This is a genomic window from Agromyces albus, assembly GCF_030815405.1.
Classification (GTDB): domain Bacteria; phylum Actinomycetota; class Actinomycetes; order Actinomycetales; family Microbacteriaceae; genus Agromyces; species Agromyces albus_A.
The window spans coordinates 4,045,473-4,060,903 of record NZ_JAUSWX010000001.1; the positions used below are offsets into that span (position 1 = coordinate 4,045,473).

At 69.6% G+C, this 15,431-nt stretch carries 16 protein-coding genes and 1 pseudogene; 9 read left to right on the plus strand and 8 right to left on the minus strand.

Annotation, left to right across the window (positions count from 1 at the left end; translation table 11 throughout):
- Positions 1-5: 5 nt before the first annotated feature.
- On the plus strand, positions 6-641 hold the full coding sequence (locus QFZ29_RS19285) for an HAD family hydrolase (protein ID WP_306896177.1): 636 nt from the start codon (positions 6-8) through the stop codon (positions 639-641).
- Between the two features lie 636 nt (positions 642-1,277).
- On the opposite strand, the pseudogene QFZ29_RS19290 reads toward QFZ29_RS19285, so the two are convergent.
- The 5 genes and pseudogenes from QFZ29_RS19290 to QFZ29_RS19310 form a co-directional block, all read right to left on the minus strand.
- Positions 1,278-1,760: pseudogene (locus QFZ29_RS19290) on the minus strand (DJ-1/PfpI family protein); the annotation flags it as partial.
- A gap of 32 nt (positions 1,761-1,792) precedes the next feature.
- Positions 1,793-1,939 (minus strand): hypothetical protein, encoded by a 147-nt coding sequence (locus QFZ29_RS19295; RefSeq protein WP_306896179.1) that lies wholly within the window; start codon positions 1,937-1,939, stop codon positions 1,793-1,795.
- A complete protein-coding gene (locus tag QFZ29_RS19300; protein WP_306896181.1) occupies positions 1,936-2,331 on the minus strand; it encodes a hypothetical protein in 396 nt (131 codons plus the stop codon). Before QFZ29_RS19300 ends, QFZ29_RS19295 begins: the two co-directional genes overlap by 4 nt.
- Before the next feature lie 138 nt (positions 2,332-2,469).
- Positions 2,470-3,108 carry a response regulator transcription factor gene (locus tag QFZ29_RS19305; RefSeq protein ID WP_306896183.1) on the minus strand — a complete coding sequence of 213 codons (639 nt, stop codon included), beginning with the start codon at positions 3,106-3,108 and terminating at the stop codon, positions 2,470-2,472.
- Positions 3,105-4,196 carry a sensor histidine kinase gene (locus QFZ29_RS19310; protein WP_306896185.1) on the minus strand — a complete coding sequence of 364 codons (1,092 nt, stop codon included), beginning with the start codon at positions 4,194-4,196 and terminating at the stop codon, positions 3,105-3,107. Before QFZ29_RS19310 ends, QFZ29_RS19305 begins: the two co-directional genes overlap by 4 nt.
- Positions 4,197-4,258: 62 nt before the next feature.
- On the opposite strand from QFZ29_RS19310, the gene arfB reads away from it, so the two are divergent.
- From arfB to QFZ29_RS19325, 3 genes are all read left to right on the plus strand, one after another.
- The gene (gene arfB, locus QFZ29_RS19315) at positions 4,259-4,696 is read left to right on the plus strand and encodes an alternative ribosome rescue aminoacyl-tRNA hydrolase ArfB (RefSeq protein WP_306896187.1); all 438 of its coding nucleotides are present in this window, start codon (positions 4,259-4,261) and stop codon (positions 4,694-4,696) included.
- Positions 4,697-4,828: 132 nt separating this feature from the next.
- Positions 4,829-5,308, plus strand: coding sequence for a GNAT family N-acetyltransferase (locus QFZ29_RS19320; RefSeq protein WP_306896188.1), 480 nt, complete (start codon positions 4,829-4,831; stop codon positions 5,306-5,308).
- Positions 5,309-5,378: 70 nt separating this feature from the next.
- The gene (locus QFZ29_RS19325) at positions 5,379-5,807 is read left to right on the plus strand and encodes a DUF1801 domain-containing protein (RefSeq protein WP_306896190.1); all 429 of its coding nucleotides are present in this window, start codon (positions 5,379-5,381) and stop codon (positions 5,805-5,807) included.
- 86 nt (positions 5,808-5,893) lie between these two features.
- On the opposite strand, the gene QFZ29_RS19330 is transcribed toward QFZ29_RS19325, so the two are convergent.
- From QFZ29_RS19330 to QFZ29_RS19340, 3 genes are all read right to left on the minus strand, one after another.
- Positions 5,894-7,048 carry a sensor histidine kinase gene (locus tag QFZ29_RS19330; protein ID WP_306896192.1) on the minus strand — a complete coding sequence of 385 codons (1,155 nt, stop codon included), beginning with the start codon at positions 7,046-7,048 and terminating at the stop codon, positions 5,894-5,896.
- The gene (locus QFZ29_RS19335; protein ID WP_306896194.1) at positions 7,035-7,784 is read right to left on the minus strand and encodes a response regulator transcription factor; all 750 of its coding nucleotides are present in this window, start codon (positions 7,782-7,784) and stop codon (positions 7,035-7,037) included. Before QFZ29_RS19335 ends, QFZ29_RS19330 begins: the two co-directional genes overlap by 14 nt.
- Positions 7,785-7,857: 73 nt before the next feature.
- Positions 7,858-8,481 (minus strand): TetR/AcrR family transcriptional regulator, encoded by a 624-nt coding sequence (locus tag QFZ29_RS19340; RefSeq protein ID WP_306896196.1) that lies wholly within the window; start codon positions 8,479-8,481, stop codon positions 7,858-7,860.
- A 183-nt stretch (positions 8,482-8,664) separates the two neighbouring features.
- Here QFZ29_RS19340 and QFZ29_RS19345 point away from each other — a divergent pair, with 183 nt between their 5' ends.
- The 5 genes from QFZ29_RS19345 (at position 8,665) to QFZ29_RS19365 (ending at position 15,392) form a co-directional block, all read left to right on the plus strand.
- The gene (locus QFZ29_RS19345) at positions 8,665-10,188 is read left to right on the plus strand and encodes an ABC transporter substrate-binding protein (protein WP_306896198.1); all 1,524 of its coding nucleotides are present in this window, start codon (positions 8,665-8,667) and stop codon (positions 10,186-10,188) included.
- A gap of 92 nt (positions 10,189-10,280) precedes the next feature.
- Positions 10,281-11,222, plus strand: a complete 942-nt coding sequence (locus tag QFZ29_RS19350; protein WP_306896200.1) for an ABC transporter permease — start codon at positions 10,281-10,283, stop codon at positions 11,220-11,222.
- Positions 11,219-13,129 (plus strand): dipeptide/oligopeptide/nickel ABC transporter permease/ATP-binding protein, encoded by a 1,911-nt coding sequence (locus tag QFZ29_RS19355; protein WP_306896202.1) that lies wholly within the window; start codon positions 11,219-11,221, stop codon positions 13,127-13,129. The genes QFZ29_RS19350 and QFZ29_RS19355 overlap by 4 nt, the downstream gene beginning before the upstream one ends.
- Entirely contained in the window at positions 13,126-13,965 is an 840-nt protein-coding gene (locus QFZ29_RS19360) for an ATP-binding cassette domain-containing protein (protein ID WP_306896204.1), read from the plus strand. The genes QFZ29_RS19355 and QFZ29_RS19360 overlap by 4 nt, the downstream gene beginning before the upstream one ends.
- A gap of 2 nt (positions 13,966-13,967) precedes the next feature.
- Positions 13,968-15,392, plus strand: a complete 1,425-nt coding sequence (locus tag QFZ29_RS19365; protein ID WP_306896207.1) for a GH1 family beta-glucosidase — start codon at positions 13,968-13,970, stop codon at positions 15,390-15,392.
- The last annotated feature ends 39 nt before the right edge of the window (positions 15,393-15,431 follow it).

Here is a 15,431-nt window from a genome sequence, read left to right on the forward strand (position 1 = left end):
ATCACATGACGCCGCCATCGAGCGCCGTGCTCTTCGATGTTGACGGCACGCTCGTCGACGCCGTCGCGAACCAGCGGCGCATCTGGGCTGCATGGTCGGAGCGATTCGGGCTCGACGGCGACGAGGTCTATGCCCTCGCGCTGCGCACGCGACCCGTCGACACGGTGGCCGAGTTGCTCCCGCAAGCCGAGAGGGCTGGCGCGCTCGCGCACTTCGACGACCTCGAAGATGACGACGTGCGCGACGGCCTCTACACGGCGTTCCATGGTGCCGAGCGGATGCTGCGCGCCCTCGACGCCGGGCGGTGCGCGCTCGTGACCGCCAATCTCCGCCAGCGCGTCGAGGGCCGGTTCCGCAGGCTCGGCCTCCCCGTGCCGGCGGTCATCGTGGACGCCGAGACCACGGCTCGAGGCAAGCCGCATCCCGATCCCTACCTTGCGGCCGCCGCGGCGCTCGGGGTCGATCCCGCCCGCTGCCTCGTCGTGGAGGACTCACCCTCCGGCGTCGCCGCCGGGCTCGCTGCCGGCATGACGGTGTGGAGCGTGAACGGCGCGGCCCCGGTCGCCGGCGCTCACCGGCATTTCCCGACCCTCGAGGATGCTGCCCCCGACGTGATCGCGTTCGCGGCGAGCCTCGGCTGAACCGCCGCGCACGCCCGCCCGCCGCACCAGCGCGAACACCCCGAGCGCCGCGAGCACTCCGCCCGCGGCGAGGCCGACGAACCGCAGCGTCTCCGTCCATGGCCAGGCCGGCCCGCTGAGGGCCAGGTCGTCGATGGGGTACTCGAGCACTTTCGCCGCCCACTGCGCCGTCGAGACATCCGTGATGCGTGCGAGATCCTGCAGCGCGCCGTCGTACGGGAATCCTTGACCGTTGTGCAGATACTCCGGCTCGGGCCCGGCGACTGCGTCGTGCGCGGGCGTGCCGGGCACGACGAGACGGTCGAGACCGGCCGCCGTCTCGGCCCTCGGAATGAACGTGAGGCCGTGGCGTGACCGCACCGGTCCCGCGCCAACGGCGACGGTGCCGACCGCGAGCGACTCGCCGTATGTGTCGAACACCGAGGCCAGCTCGATCTCCCCGACACCCTCAGTGAGGAGTACGCCGACGGTAGGCCGGTCCCAGCCGAACGCCGTGTTGAAGGCTACGACGGCGTCGGCTGGCCCGAGCCCCGACTGCTCCATTCGAGCCGGGCCGCCCGGGTGGTGGTGCCGCCACCCGATCGCCTGGGCTGCGTCGGCTGCGGCATCCGCTCCGATGAGTCGTTCGACGACGTGCAGCGTGCCATCGATGCCCGACAGCACGCCCGCCGTGCTGATGACTCCGCCATCGTCGACGTACCTCGTGCCGCGCACCCACCCGACGGCCGGGTACCGTCCTTCGAATTCGTCGATCCGCAGCCAGTGCGCGGTGGCCCGGTGCCCGTCGAGGAGCCCCGCCGAGGCGAGCACTCCGGCCCCGTTGCAGACGCTGAGGAGCAGTGCCCCGCGGCTCGCCTGGGTGGCGAGCCAATCGGTGACGGGCTTCGTCGTCGGCTGGCCGACGTCGGGCATGGCGGGAACCACGACGACGTCCGCCGGCCCATCGAGCATGTGCTCGAGGTCGGCGAAGGTGAGGGCGGGCACGAGATCGAGCCCGCCGGTCAGCGGAACCGGGTGCGCCTCGAATGCCACGGTGTAGACGTTGAACGCGCCCGTGGTGGCGAGGATCTCGTAGGGCGCGAGCGTATCCGACACGACGGCGCCCCGCTCTCCCACCACGACGACCGCGGTCGGCTTGGCCGGATCATGCGTTACCGATGCGGGCGTGGCGGATGCGCCTCGGTGCGGGGCACGTTGAGAGCCAGCGCACCGACGACGGCGGGCGCGCCCAGGGCGGCGGGAAGCGCCAGCGCGGCGAGCACGAGCACGACGATCTTGAGGACGGTGCGCACGGTCACCACCCGTACTCGCGTCGGCGGCGCAGCATCGCGACGAGCATCGCCGGGACCATCAGCACGTGGCCGGCCGTCATGAGCGCCATGGCGGGCATCGCCCCCGCCCAGTGGAACGGCAGTAGCACCAGGAACGGCAGGTACATCGCGACGAACATCTCGGCGATGGCGGCGAGCCCGTGGCCGCGGATGCGCATCCACACGGCCATGCCGAGCGACATGTTCGTGGCCATCACCAGCACGTGCGTGGTGACGTTCTCGCTGAGCCCCGGCCACGCGAACGACCAGATCGGCTCGAGCACGACCATGCCCACCACCATGGCGATCACCATCTCGAGTGCGTGTTGCGCGAACCGCAGCGCCGGGTGCCGGCGGACGGTCGCCTCTTGGTGGTTCATCTCTACTCCTCGTGACTCACGTTCGGACACACGAAATCCTCGGCGGAGCACAGGGGTGCCGTCAGGTGCCGAAGGTCATGCCTCGGGTCATGTTCCGGGGTGGCCGGTGACCCGGTGACACCGTCGGTGTCCGGCCGGTCAGAGAATGCCGAGGTCGCGCGCTCGCAGGGCTGCCTGCGTGCGGTCGCGCACGTCGAGCTTCGACAACACGCTCGTGACGAGGTTCTTGATCGTGCCCTCGGCGAGGAAGAGGGCGCCGGCGATCTCGCGGTTGCTGCGTCCCTCGGCGAGCAGTCGCACGACGTCGACCTCCCGATCGGAGAGCGGATGCCGCGTTGAGGGCCCATCCTGCGGCATTCGCGCCACTCGTGCCACGAGCTTCGCCGCCACCGACGGCTGGAGCACGGTCTCGCCCTGCCCGGCCGCGACGAGCGCCTCGACGAGCTTCGCCGACGACACGTCCTTGAGGAGGTAGCCGACGGCGCCGGCGCGCAAGGCCGCGAACACGTCCTCGTCGTCGTCGAACGTCGTCAGCGCGAGCACCCGAACGGCGGGCTGCTCGGCGCGGAGGCGTGCAGTGGCGGCGATGCCGTCGAGCACCGGCATCCGGAGGTCCATGAGCACGACGTCGGGACGTGACTCGGCGCTCGAGCGCACGGCCTCCTCGCCATTGGCCGCCTCGCCGACGACCTCGATCCCCGGCTGCACCTCGAGCAGGGTCGTGAGCGCCTCGCGGAAGAGCGCCTGGTCGTCGGCGACGAGCACGCGCACGGTCATCCCGGCACCTCCACGATGAGCGTGAGTCCGGCATCGCCGGCCGGGCCCAGGGACATCCGACCGCCCAGGCTTGTCGTTCGCTCGCGCAACCTGAGCCCGAAGCCCGTGGCCGGCATCTCGGGAAGGCCCCGGCCATCGTCGCGCACCTCGAGCCGTACCTGGTCGGCCTCCCGGTAGTCGAGCACGACGGCCGCGGTGCTCGCGCCGGCATGCTTGCGGATGTTGGTGAGCCCCTCCTGTGCCGCACGAAAGAGCGATTCCTCGACCTCCGCGCGGAGCGGGCGGGCGAGGCCATGGACGTCGAGCGCGGTCGGAACGCCCGCGTCTGTCGACTCCGCGGCGAGCGTCTGCAGTGCTTCGGCCAGGGCGGGCCGTTGCTCGCGCAGCGAGCCGACCGATCGACGCACCTCAGCGAGGGCCTGGCCTGACTGCTCCTGCGCCTTGGCGAGCATGCTGTCGAGGCGCTCGGGGCCGGCCGTGCGAATGACGGCTCGGGCCGCCTCGAGCATCATCTGCACGACGGTGAGGTGGTGACCCACGCCGTCGTGGATGTCGCGCGCGAGCCGGTTGCGCTCTTGGATGGTGGCCAGCTGCTCGGCCTGGGCGGCGTAACCGCGCAACCGCTCATTGGCCTCGGCGAGCTCGGCTCTCGCCTTCCGTTCCCGCACGAGGAGCTCGGTGACGACGAGCGTGAAGGACGTGACCGCGAGGGTGCCGAGCCCCTCGCGCAACCCGTCCTGCCACTGCATGCCGAGGTGCACGAGTGGAATGGCGGCGGCCACCACGGCCGCGACCGGCAGCGGCAGGAGCAGGACGCTCTGCGAGACGAGCACGACGAGGAGCAGGACGGCGCCGACCGCCGCGCCCGAGAGCGTGAACACGGTGAACCCGAGCGGCAGCTGCACAGCGACGAACGCCACCGCCCACCAGACCGAGCGCCCCTCGACGAAGCGGAACCCGAAGATCGCGAGCACGGAGTAGGCGAGCCCGACGAGCAGGGTCGGCACCGGCTGCTGCTCGAAGCTCGCGGAGCCGAGCGGCAGCGTCGCGTACGCGACGACGGTGAGGATGGCCAGGGCCCATTGCACCGTTCAACTGTGGGGGACACAGTGAGCGGGGTCAACCATCCCGATCGGAGGATGATGGATGCATGCCCGCTGCCCACCGTCCTGGTCTTCGGATCGGCTCCGGACTCACGATCCCCGAGTCTGAGCTGTCTTGGCGGTTCTCGCGGTCATCCGGTCCCGGCGGGCAAGGCGTGAACACTGCCGACTCCCGAGCGGAACTCGTGTGGGATGTGGCCGGCTCGGCCGTCCTCTCTCCGTTCCAGCGGGAGCGACTGCTCGAGCGTCTGAGCAGTCGCCTTGTCGACGGAGTACTGACGATCACCGCATCCGAGCACCGCGCGCAATTGCGCAACAGGAATGCTGCGCGTGCTCGGCTCGCCGCTGTCGTGGCCGACGCTCTGCGGCCGCCGTCACCGTCGCGACGACCGACGCGTCCGAGTCGCGGTGCCAAGGAAAGGCGCTTGGAAGCGAAGAAGCGGCGCACCGACGTCAAGCGACTGCGTCGCCCACCTCACGACTGACCGCCGAGGTGGCACGCTTGGACGGGAGGACGCCGTCAACCTGCGCCGGCTTCGCCCGTTTGGGATCCTCAAACGGACGGCTCATGTGAGGATCCGCTTGCGCTCGGCAGGGCAAGCGCCGACGCTCATATTGTGGATAGCAGGGTGTGCATACGAACCGCGGGTCCGGCGGATGCGATCGGGCTGGCCCGGCTGAAGGAAGCCTGGGCGGATCTTCCGAGTCCCGCGACCGACGCGGAGCGGACCGAGTTCGCTGGTTCGCTCGCTCGATGGATGCAGGAGCGGGGCGACAGCGTGATCTGCCAGGTTGCGGAGCTCGAGGGGGCGCTCATCGGGATGGCATGGCTCATCGTGTTCGAGCGAGTGCCGGACATCCGAAACAGACAGCGGCGCACAGGAGACATCCAGAGCGTGTTCGTGCAGCCGAGTCATCGAGCTCGCGGAATAGGCAGTCAATTGATCCGCACATTGACCGTCGTCGCTGACGATCTCGGCATCCCACGAGTTACGGTGAGCGCCAACTCGCAGGCCCTCGCCATCTATCAAGCCCTCGGCTTCGTCGAGACGCCGTTTCTGCTTGAACGACGGGCGCGGGCCATGTCGTCGCGCTGAACGATCGCTTTGCGGATCAGCCCGCTCTCGTGAGTGACGGGCCAGCAGCAGTCGGTGCCACACTTAAGTCATGGGTGAACCGAAGACGGTGCCGACGGATGCGGACGTGCACCAGTTCCTCGACGCGGCCGCGACTGCCCGCCGCCGTGAGGAAGGGCTTCGGCTCGCCGAGATCTTCGGCGAGGTCACGGGCACGGATCCGGTCATGTGGGGTCCCACGATGGTGGGATACGGCAGCTTCCGCTACATCTCGCGGGCGAACCCGCGCACGCGCGGGAACTGGTTCAAGACCGGGTTCTCGCCCCGCAAGGCGCAGTTGACGTTCTACGGACTGAACGACCTGCCGGAGGCCACCGCACTGCTTCCGAAGCTGGGCACTTTCACGGAGGGCGTCAGCTGCGTGTACGCCAAGAAGCTCGACGACCTCGATCTCGAGGTGCTGCGCCAGCTGATCGCGATCGCGTGGTCACGGGCAGACGACCCCGAAGCGACGTCGTGAGGACGCCTCGGGCGCCCTCGACCGAACACCGGTAGGGCGCACCTGATCAGCGCGGATCGTCGCCGGTGGGAGCCGAATTCGGGGCCTCACGCCCCGATCGACGCGTCGCGGGGGAGCAGCAGGTCGAAGCGGCATCCGCCGGGCACATTGCGCACCGAGACCTCGCCGCGGTGCGCGCTCATGATGCCCTTGACGATCGCGAGGCCGAGGCCGAGGCCGGCGCCGCCGCTAGATCGGGTGTCCTCGAGTGAGGGTGTGCGCGCCTTCGAGCCACGCCAGGCGGGTTCGAACACGCGGTCGAGGTCGGCCTCGTCGATGCCGCCGCCCGCATCGATGACCGAGACCATCGCCCGGTCGTCGACGAGATCGACGGCGACCGTGATGGGCGAGCCCTGCGGGGTGTGCTGGATCACGTTCATGAGCAGGTTGCCGATCGCCCGCGAGAGCTGTCGCGGGTCGGCCATCACGACGAGCTCTTGCGCGAGCGGCGCCTCGACGCGGATCTCGCGCCCTTGCGACGCGGGCCGCAGGTCGGCGACCGTGTCGCTCACGATGTCGTAGAGCGACACCTCCTTGAGTGAGAGGCGCAGCGCGTCGGAGTCGATCTTCGAGAGCTCGAAGAGGTCGTCGACCATGCTCGAGAGCTGGTCGACCTGCATGCGCATCTGGCGGTGATAGCGGGCGGGATCGGCCGCGATGCCGTCTTCGAGGGCCTCGGCCATCGCACGGATGCCGGAGAGCGGTGTGCGCAGGTCGTGCGAGATCCACGCGACGAGCTCCCGGCGGGAGGCCTCTATGCGCTGCTCGCGCTCGCGGGACTCGGCGAGCTTCGCGCTCGTCGCCACGAGCTCGTCGGCGAGCGCGTTGAGCTCGCTGTTCGAGTACCGGCCCGCCGACTCGAGCCGCTCGCCCGCGCCGATGCGACGCGCAGCGAGCGAGAGCAACCGCGAGTTGCGCGCGACGAGCCACCCCAGTACGGCGACGAGCACGAGCGACACGACCCCCGAGATCGCCGAGACGGCGATCGCGACCGTGAGGTCGTGCTCCGAGAGGTACATCTGGTTCGCGGCGCCGACCATGCTCGCGACGACCGACACGATCGCGGCGAGCACGAGCACGCACACCTGCACGACGACCGACGTTCGCCGCAGCATCAGCAGCGCCAGGAGCGCGAGCCCGCCGACGACGGCAGTCGTCGTGAGCGCGACGACCGCCACCGCGACGAGATCAGACCACGGCATCGGAGACACCGCCCATCGTGAATCGATAGCCGACGCCCCAGACGGTCGTCAGCAAGACGGGCGAGCGCGGGTCGCGTTCGATCTTCTCCCGCAAGCGGCGCACGTGCACCGTCACCGTCGAGAGGTCGCCGTAGGTCCAGCCCCACACGGTTCGCAGCAGCTCCTCACGGCTGAAGACCTGGTTCGGATGCTTCAGCAGGAACTCGAACAGGTCGAACTCGCGCGCCGTCAGGGCCAGCTCGACGCCCGCCCGGGTCGCGACGTGCGCCGACGGGTCGAGGCGGAACTCGCCGTACTCGAGCACGGACTCGGGCGTGAACTCCCCGATCGACCGGCGGAGCACCGACTGCACCCGCAAGACGAGCTCGCGCGTCGAGAACGGCTTCGAGAGGTAGTCGTCGGCACCCGCCTCGAGACCCGCGATGCGATCGTCTTCGGACCCGAGAGCCGTGAGCAGGATGACCGGGGTCGACATGCGTTCGCGAAGCCGCCGGAACACCTCGAGTCCGTCGATGCCGGGCAGCATGCGGTCGAGCACGATGAGGTCGGGTGCGACCCGCTCGGCGGCCTCGAGTGCGGCGAATCCGTCGCTCGCCTCCTCGACCACGAAGCCCGTGGCGCGCAGGTAGCTCGACGCGACCTCGGCGACCGTCGGATCGTCGTCGACGAGGAGCACTCGACGGCCCACGAGATCTTCATTGCCGATCGACGACGGCGGAAGGTGAGGCACGTTCACAGACTACGACCGCCCTGCGGAGGCGGCGCCTCGCATCGGCGAATCGTTCGCGTTCCGTAAGACCTGCGCCCGGTCAGGCGTCGAGGTCGACGATGCCGCGCAGGTAGACCTCGAGCTCGTCGGCCATGTCGACGCCGTCTCGGTCGAGCAGCCACTGCACCTGGAGGCCGTCCATGAGCGCGACCGTGGCACGGGCGGCGCTCTCGGGGCGCAGCCCTGGTCGCAGGATGCCGCGCTCTGCGCAGCGGGCGAAATTGTGCGTGAGCCTGCTGACGGTGAGATCGTAGCGACCGACGAAGTAGTCATGAGCCGGATGATCGGGCGAGGTTCCCTCGGCTGAGAGTGTGCAGTACAGCTCGACCACCCCGGGTACCGAGGCGTTGTAGCGGGCGAGGGTGATGAGGCCGCGGATCGGCTCGAGCGGATCCGCGGCATCGAACGGCACCATCTCCATGGCGTGCTCGTCGCGGAGTTCGAGCACGGCCGCGAGGAGCGCGCTCTTGTTCGGGAAGTGATGCAGCAGCCCGGCCTCGCTCATGCCGACGTGGCTCGCCATCTCGCGCAGCGAACCGGCCCGGTACCCGCCTTTGGCGAACACCGCGAGCGCGGCCTCGAGGATCGCGGCCCGCTTCATGCCGGTCTTGGCATACGAGCCTCGCGGCTTGTTCCGCCCGGTCGTGGCAGTGGCCTTGTTCACTACGCCCTCCTGCTCAATCTCGACGAGCCTAACCGCCGCGTGTGGCGGGGCATCCGTCGGCCCGTCGAAGATCATCGTGTCACGCTCTGAAATAAAAACCTAGTGGTCACTCGGGTTTCATGGTAACTTCTCGTCTCACGAGGCGATCCGCAGGGGTATCGCCGCCGACCAAGAGGACCGAAGATGCTCCGATGGAGAACCGCCACAGCAGCTGTCGCCATCACCGCCGCACTCGCACTGTCGAGCTGCGCCGCTGATACGGGATCCACCCAAGGGGGAGGAGGCACGCTCACGCTCGGTGCCATCGTCGCGCCGACGACGTTCGACCCCGCCGGTTCGGAATGGGGCAACCGCGCCCCCTTCTACCAGGCGGTGTACGACACCCTCCTGCTCGCCACGTCCGAGGGTGAGATCGAGCCGTTCCTGGCCGAGTCGTTCGAGTACAACGACGACAACACCGTGCTGACCCTCACGATCCGCGACGACGTCACCTTCACGGATGGCTCCAAGCTCGACGCCGATGTCGTGAAGCAGAACCTCGAGCGGTTCCAGACCGGCACGTCTCCCGACGCCGGGTACTTCGCGGGCATCACTTCGGTCGAGGCACCCGACGCCACGACCGTGGTCATCACCCTCGCGGCGCCCGACCCCGCGATGCTGAACTACCTCACCCGCGACCCGGGGCTGATCGCGAGTGCCGAGGCACTTGCCGACCCCGACTCGCTCGCCACCGACCCGGTCGGCTCGGGCCCGTACGTGCTCGACACTGCGGCGACCGTCACCGGAACGAGCTACACGTACACGAAGAACCCCGACTACTGGAACCCCGACCTCCAGCACTACGACACCCTCACGATCAACGTGCTCGCCGATGCCACGGCAGGCCTGAACGCGATCAAGGCCGGGGAGGTCAACGGCATCAAGCTCGCGAGCAACGACAACCTCGCCGAGGTCGAAGGCGCCGGCTGGACCGTCAATGCCAACGAACTCGACTTCCAGGGCCTCCTCCTGCTCGACCGCGCCGGCACCATGAGCGAACCGCTCTCCGACGTGCGCGTGCGCCAGGCCATCAACTACGCGTTCGACCGCGAGGCGCTGCTCACCGCGCTGCAGAGCGACCACGGCACCGTCACCGGCCAGGTCTTCCCCGAGTCGAGCCCGGCGTTCGACCCGGCGCTCGACGAGCGCTACCCCTATGACCCCGAGAAGGCCAAGGACCTGCTCGCGGAGGCGGGCTACGCCGACGGGTTCACACTCTCGATGCCGAGCTCCACGGTGCTCGGCTCGACCACCTACACGCTCCTCAGCCAGCAGCTCGCCGACATCGGCATCACGGCGGAGTACACCGACCCGGGCAACAACTTCATCGCCGACCTGCTCGCGCCGAAGTTCCCCGCGTCGTTCATGGCACTCGAGCAGAACCCCGACTGGCAGCTCATCCAGTTCATGATCGCCCCGAACTCCGTATTCAACCCGTTCAAGTACGCGGATCCGCAGGTCGACGAGTACCTCGCCCAGATCCAGGCGGGCGACGAGGCCACCCAGGCCGAGGTGGCCAAGCAGCTCAACGAGTACATCGTCGAGCAGGCCTGGTTCGCCCCGTTCTACCGCGTGCAGAACAGCGTCCCGACCGACGCCAACACGAGCGTCGAGATGATGCCGACGAACGTGTACCCGGCCATCTACGACTTCCAGCCGAAGGGCTGACGAAGTCTCCCGGCCCGTCCTGGAAGACCAGGGCGGGCCGGGTCCCACCGCGGGCCTCGGGCCCGGCCCGTTCCGACAACCACGGAGTACCCATGCTGCCATTCGTGTTGCGCCGCCTCGCATCGGGCGTCGTGCTCGTGTTCGTGATCTCGGTGATCGCGTACGCGCTCCTCTACCTCGGCGGCGGTGACATCGCCCGCCGCATCCTCGGCCAGAACGCGACCGACGACGTCGTCGCGCAGAAGGCCGCCGATCTCGGCCTCGACCAGCCGCTGCTCACCCAGTACTTCGACTGGCTCACCTCGGCGTTCGGCGGCGACCTCGGCCGCTCGTGGTTCACGGGCCAGCTCGTGGCGGTCAGCGTCTCGAGCCGGCTCGCCGTCACCCTCTCGATCGTGATCGGCGCGACGATCATCGCGGCGATCGTCGCGGTCGTGCTCGGTGTGCTCGCGGCCCGCCGCGGCGGCTGGATCGACAATGTCGTGCAGTTCGTGTCCGTGATCGGGTTCGCGATCCCCGGCTTCCTCATCGCCCTCGTGCTCGTGCTCGTCTTCGCGATCAACCTCGGGTTGTTCAAGGCGACCGGGTACGTTCCGTTCGCCTCGTCGCCGAGCGGATGGATCACATCGGTGACCCTGCCGGTCGTCGCGCTCTCGATCGGAGCCATCGCAACGGTCGCCCAGCAGGTGCGCGGGTCGGTGCTCGACGCGCTCTCGCGCGACTACGTGCGCACCCTCCGCAGCCGAGGGCTCAGCACCAACCGGGTCGTCTACAAGCACGTGCTGCGGAATGCGGGCGGGCCGGCGCTCGCCGTGCTCGCCGTGCAATTCATCGGCCTGCTCGGCGCCGCCGTCATCGTCGAGCAGATCTTCGCGCTCCCGGGCCTCGGGCAGCTCGCAGTGCAGGCCACGGGCGCCGGCGACATCCCCGTCGTCATGGGCGTCGTGATCGTCAGCGCGATCATCGTCGTCATCGTGAACCTCCTCATCGACCTCGCGCAGGCGGCCCTCAACCCGAAGGTGAGACTGTCATGACCACCGCCATCACGCCACCCAACACGATCCCCACGCCGACCGGTCGCACGTCGCTGCTGCGCCGGGTGATCCGCCGCCCGCTCGGCACGATCTCGCTCGCGTTCCTCCTCGTCGTCGCGGTCATCGCCGTGATCGGCCCGCTGATCGCCCCGTACGACCCGAACCAGGCCTCGCTGCAGCTCGTGCTCGCGCAGCCGAGTGCGGAGCATCCGCTCGGTGCCGACAGCGGCGGCCGCGACGTGCTCTCCCGCCTGCTCGCGGCGACGCAGATCAGCATCGCCGCGGCGCTCGTCGCCCTCGTCACCGCGCTCCTGATCGGTGTGATCGCGGGCCTCATCGCGGGGTACTACCGCGGCTGGTTCGACAACGTCGCGTCGTGGTTCACGGCGCTCGTCATGGCACTGCCCGGCATCGTCGTGCTGCTGGCCGCGCGAGCGGTCGTGGGCCCGTCGGTGTGGGCGGCGATGTTCATCTTCGGCATCCTGCTCGCGCCGGCGTACTTCCGGCTCGTGTACGCCGCCGTCTCGGCGGTGCGCTCCGAGCTCTACGTCGACGCGGCCCGGGTGTCGGGCCTCAGCGACCTGCGGATCATCTCGCGCCACATCCTCTCGGTCGTACGCGCGCCGATCATCATCCAGTCGGCGATCGTCGCCGGCATCGCGATCGCGATCCAGTCGGGACTCGAGTTCCTGGGCCTCGGCGATATGTCGGTGCCGACGTGGGGGTCGATGCTGAACGACGGCTTCATCAACATCTACAAGGCGCCGCTGCTCATGATGTGGCCGTCGCTCGCGATCGCCCTCACCTCCATAGCCCTGACCCTGCTCGCGAACGTCATGCGCGACGCGCTCGAGCGCACCGTGCAGGTGCGACGCCGGCGTCGCCGGGCCGTCGCCACCGCGACCGGGTCGATCGCCGCCGTGACCACGTCGATCGGGACCGTCACCGGTGGGATCGGAATCGACGCCGAAGCAGAGCCGACCATCCGTCACGCCGACGACGAACGCGCCGCGGCCCGCGCCGGCGACACGATCCTCGACGTGCGCGACCTCCGCATCGGCTACGGGCAGGACGACGGCGGCACGCTCGAGGTCGTGCACGGCGTCTCCCTCGACATCCGCCGCGGCGAGGTGCACGGCCTCATCGGGGAATCGGGCTCGGGCAAGACCCAGACCGCGTTCGCCGTGCTCGGCCTCCTGCCGCGCGGCGGCCACATCACGGGCGGTTCCGTCGACTACGAGGGCGTGCGTCTCGACACCCTGGGGGAGCGGGAGTACACCGCGATCCGCGGGCGGCGCATCGGGTACATCCCGCAGGAGCCGATGTCGAACCTCGACCCGTCGTTCACGATCGGCAGCCAGCTCGTCGAACCCCTGCGGGTGGGCCTCGGCCTCAGTAAGAAGGACGCGACCGAGAAGGCGCTCGCGCTGCTCGAGCGGGTCGGCATCCCCGATCCCAAGCGCACGTTCGCCGCCTACCCGCACGAGGTGTCGGGCGGCATGGCGCAGCGCGTGCTCATCGCCGGCGCGGTCTCGACCGACCCCGACCTCATCATCGCCGACGAGCCGACCACGGCCCTCGACGTGACGGTGCAGGCCGAGGTGCTCGACCTGCTGCGCGACCTGCAGGCGGAGCGCCAGATGGCGTTGCTCCTCGTCACGCACAACTTCGGCGTCGTCGCCGATCTCTGCGACCGGGTGTCGGTGATGCAGCACGGCCTCATCGTCGAGCACGGCCCGGTTCGTGCGATCTTCGGGCGTGCGGAGCATCCGTACACCCGTTCGCTCCTCGGCGCGATCCTCGACGAGGGCCCGGCGCGAGCCCCGCTCGGCGGCGGCATCGAGAAGGCGGGCATCGAACAGGCCGGCATCGAACAGGCCGACATCGTGAAGGGAGGTGCGCGATGAGCGCGCCACTGCTCGAGGTCGAGAACCTCGAAGTCGAGTACCCCGGCAAGGGGTTCCGTGCCAAGCCGTTCCAGGCGCTGAAGGGCGTCTCGCTCGAGATCCTGCCGGGTGAAACCGTGGGCCTCGTCGGCGAATCGGGCTCGGGCAAGACCACGCTCGGTCGCGCCGTGCTCGGCCTCGCGCCGGTGACGGGTGGGTCGATCCGCTACGCGGGCCGTGAGATCGGCCAGCTGCACCGTCGCGAGCGGCGTGAGCTGAGCTCCGAGATCCAGGTCGTCTTCCAAGACCCCTACTCCTCGCTCAACCCGGCGCTCACGATCGAGCAGATCCTCATCGAGCCGCTCACCGTGCGTGGCGTCTCCACCGCTGCAGCGAAGCAGCGCGTCGCGACCCTGCTCGAGCAGGTCGGCCTGCCGGTCGACGCCCGCTCGCGCCTCCCGCGCGAGTTCTCGGGCGGGCAACGGCAGCGCGTCGCGATCGCCCGCGCGCTCGCCCTCGACCCGAAGCTCATCGTGTGCGACGAGCCCGTGTCGGCGCTCGACCTGTCGACACAGGCGCGCGTACTCGACCTCTTCATCGAGATCCAGGAGCGCACGGGCGTCGCCTACCTCTTCATCTCCCACGACCTCGCGGTCGTTCGGCACGTGAGCCATCGCGTCGCGGTGATGTACCGCGGCGAGATCGTCGAGTCGGGCGACGGCGACCAGGTGACGGCGCGGCCGGAGCATCCGTACACCCAGAAGCTCTTCATGGCCGCGCCCGTGCCCGACCCCGACCAGCAGGAGGAGCGGCGCATCGCGCGCCGGCGCCTCATGGCGATCGCAGCAGAAGGATGACGATGACCGAGACCACCCGTGACCTCACCCCGGCCCGCCTCGACCTCCCCGCCGACTTCGCGTGGGGCGTCGCAACCGCCGCGTACCAGATCGAGGGCGGCGTCGCCGAGGGCGGCCGCGGCCCGAGCATCTGGGACACGTTCGTGAAGCAGCCCGGCGCGATCTTCCACGGCGAGAACGCCGACGTGGCGGTCGACCACTACCACCGCTGGGCGGAGGACCTCGACCTGATGGTCGAGCTCGGCATCCCCGCGTACCGGCTGTCGCTCTCGTGGGCTCGGCTGCAGCCGACCGGCCACGGCGCGCTCAACCCCGAGGGCGTGGCCTTCTACCGTGCGCTGCTCGAGGGGTGCCGCGCTCGCGGCATCGAGCCCTACGTCACGCTCTACCACTGGGACCTGCCGCAAGCGCTGCAGGACGAGGGCGGCTGGCCCGCCCGCGAGACGGCGTACCGCTTCGGCGAGTACGCGGCGCTCGTCGCCGACGCCCTCGGCGACCTCGCCGACAACTGGATCACGATCAACGAGCCGGTGTGCGCGTCGTTCCTCAGCTACTCGTGGGGCATGCAGGCGCCGGGGCATACGGATGACTCCGAGGCGACCCGAGCCGCGCACCACCTGCTGCTCGCACACGGGCTTGCGCTCGCTGCCTTCCGCGAGCGACGGCCGGCCGCGAAGCTCGGCATCACGAACCTCATCTCGAACCTCAATCCGGCGAGTGACAGCGAAGCGGATGCCGCGGCGACGCGCGTCGCCGACATCCGCTTCAACCGCATCTTCCTCGAGCCCGTCTTCCACGGCTCGTACGGCGAGGACGTCGCCGGGGTGTTCGGCATGCACGGCATCACGGTCGACGAGACCGACGACGGCCTCGTGCGCCGCGGCGACCTCGCGCTCATCTCGGCGCCGACCGACTTCGCCGGCGTCAACCACTACACGAACACGCTCATCGCGGCCGACCCCGAGTCGCCGACCGGCACGCGCATGACACAGGTCGAGCCGACGCCGACGACGTTCGACTGGTCGGACACCCCCGACGCGCTCCGCGACGTGCTGCTGCGCGTGAGCCGCGAGTTCACGCCGCTGCCGCTCTATGTGACCGAGAATGGCGCGACCTTCGCCGACTACCCGACGCACGACCGACGCGTGCACGACCCCGAGCGGGTGCACTACCTCGCCGGCTACACGCGCGCCTGCGCCGATGCAGTCGCGGCCGGTGCCGACGTGCGGGGCTACTTCGCGTGGTCGTTCCTCGACAACTTCGAGTGGTCGTGGGGCTACTCGATGCGATTCGGCATCGTCTACGTCGACTACCCCAGCCTCGCCCGCATGCCGAAGGACAGCGCCTACTGGTACCGCGACTTCATCGCGGCCCAGGAGGCCGAAGCTGACAACGCCAGGGTCACGGATGCCGCAGCCGTCGCATGAGCCGTATCCGCTCGTCGATCACCACCGCACTGAACGAAG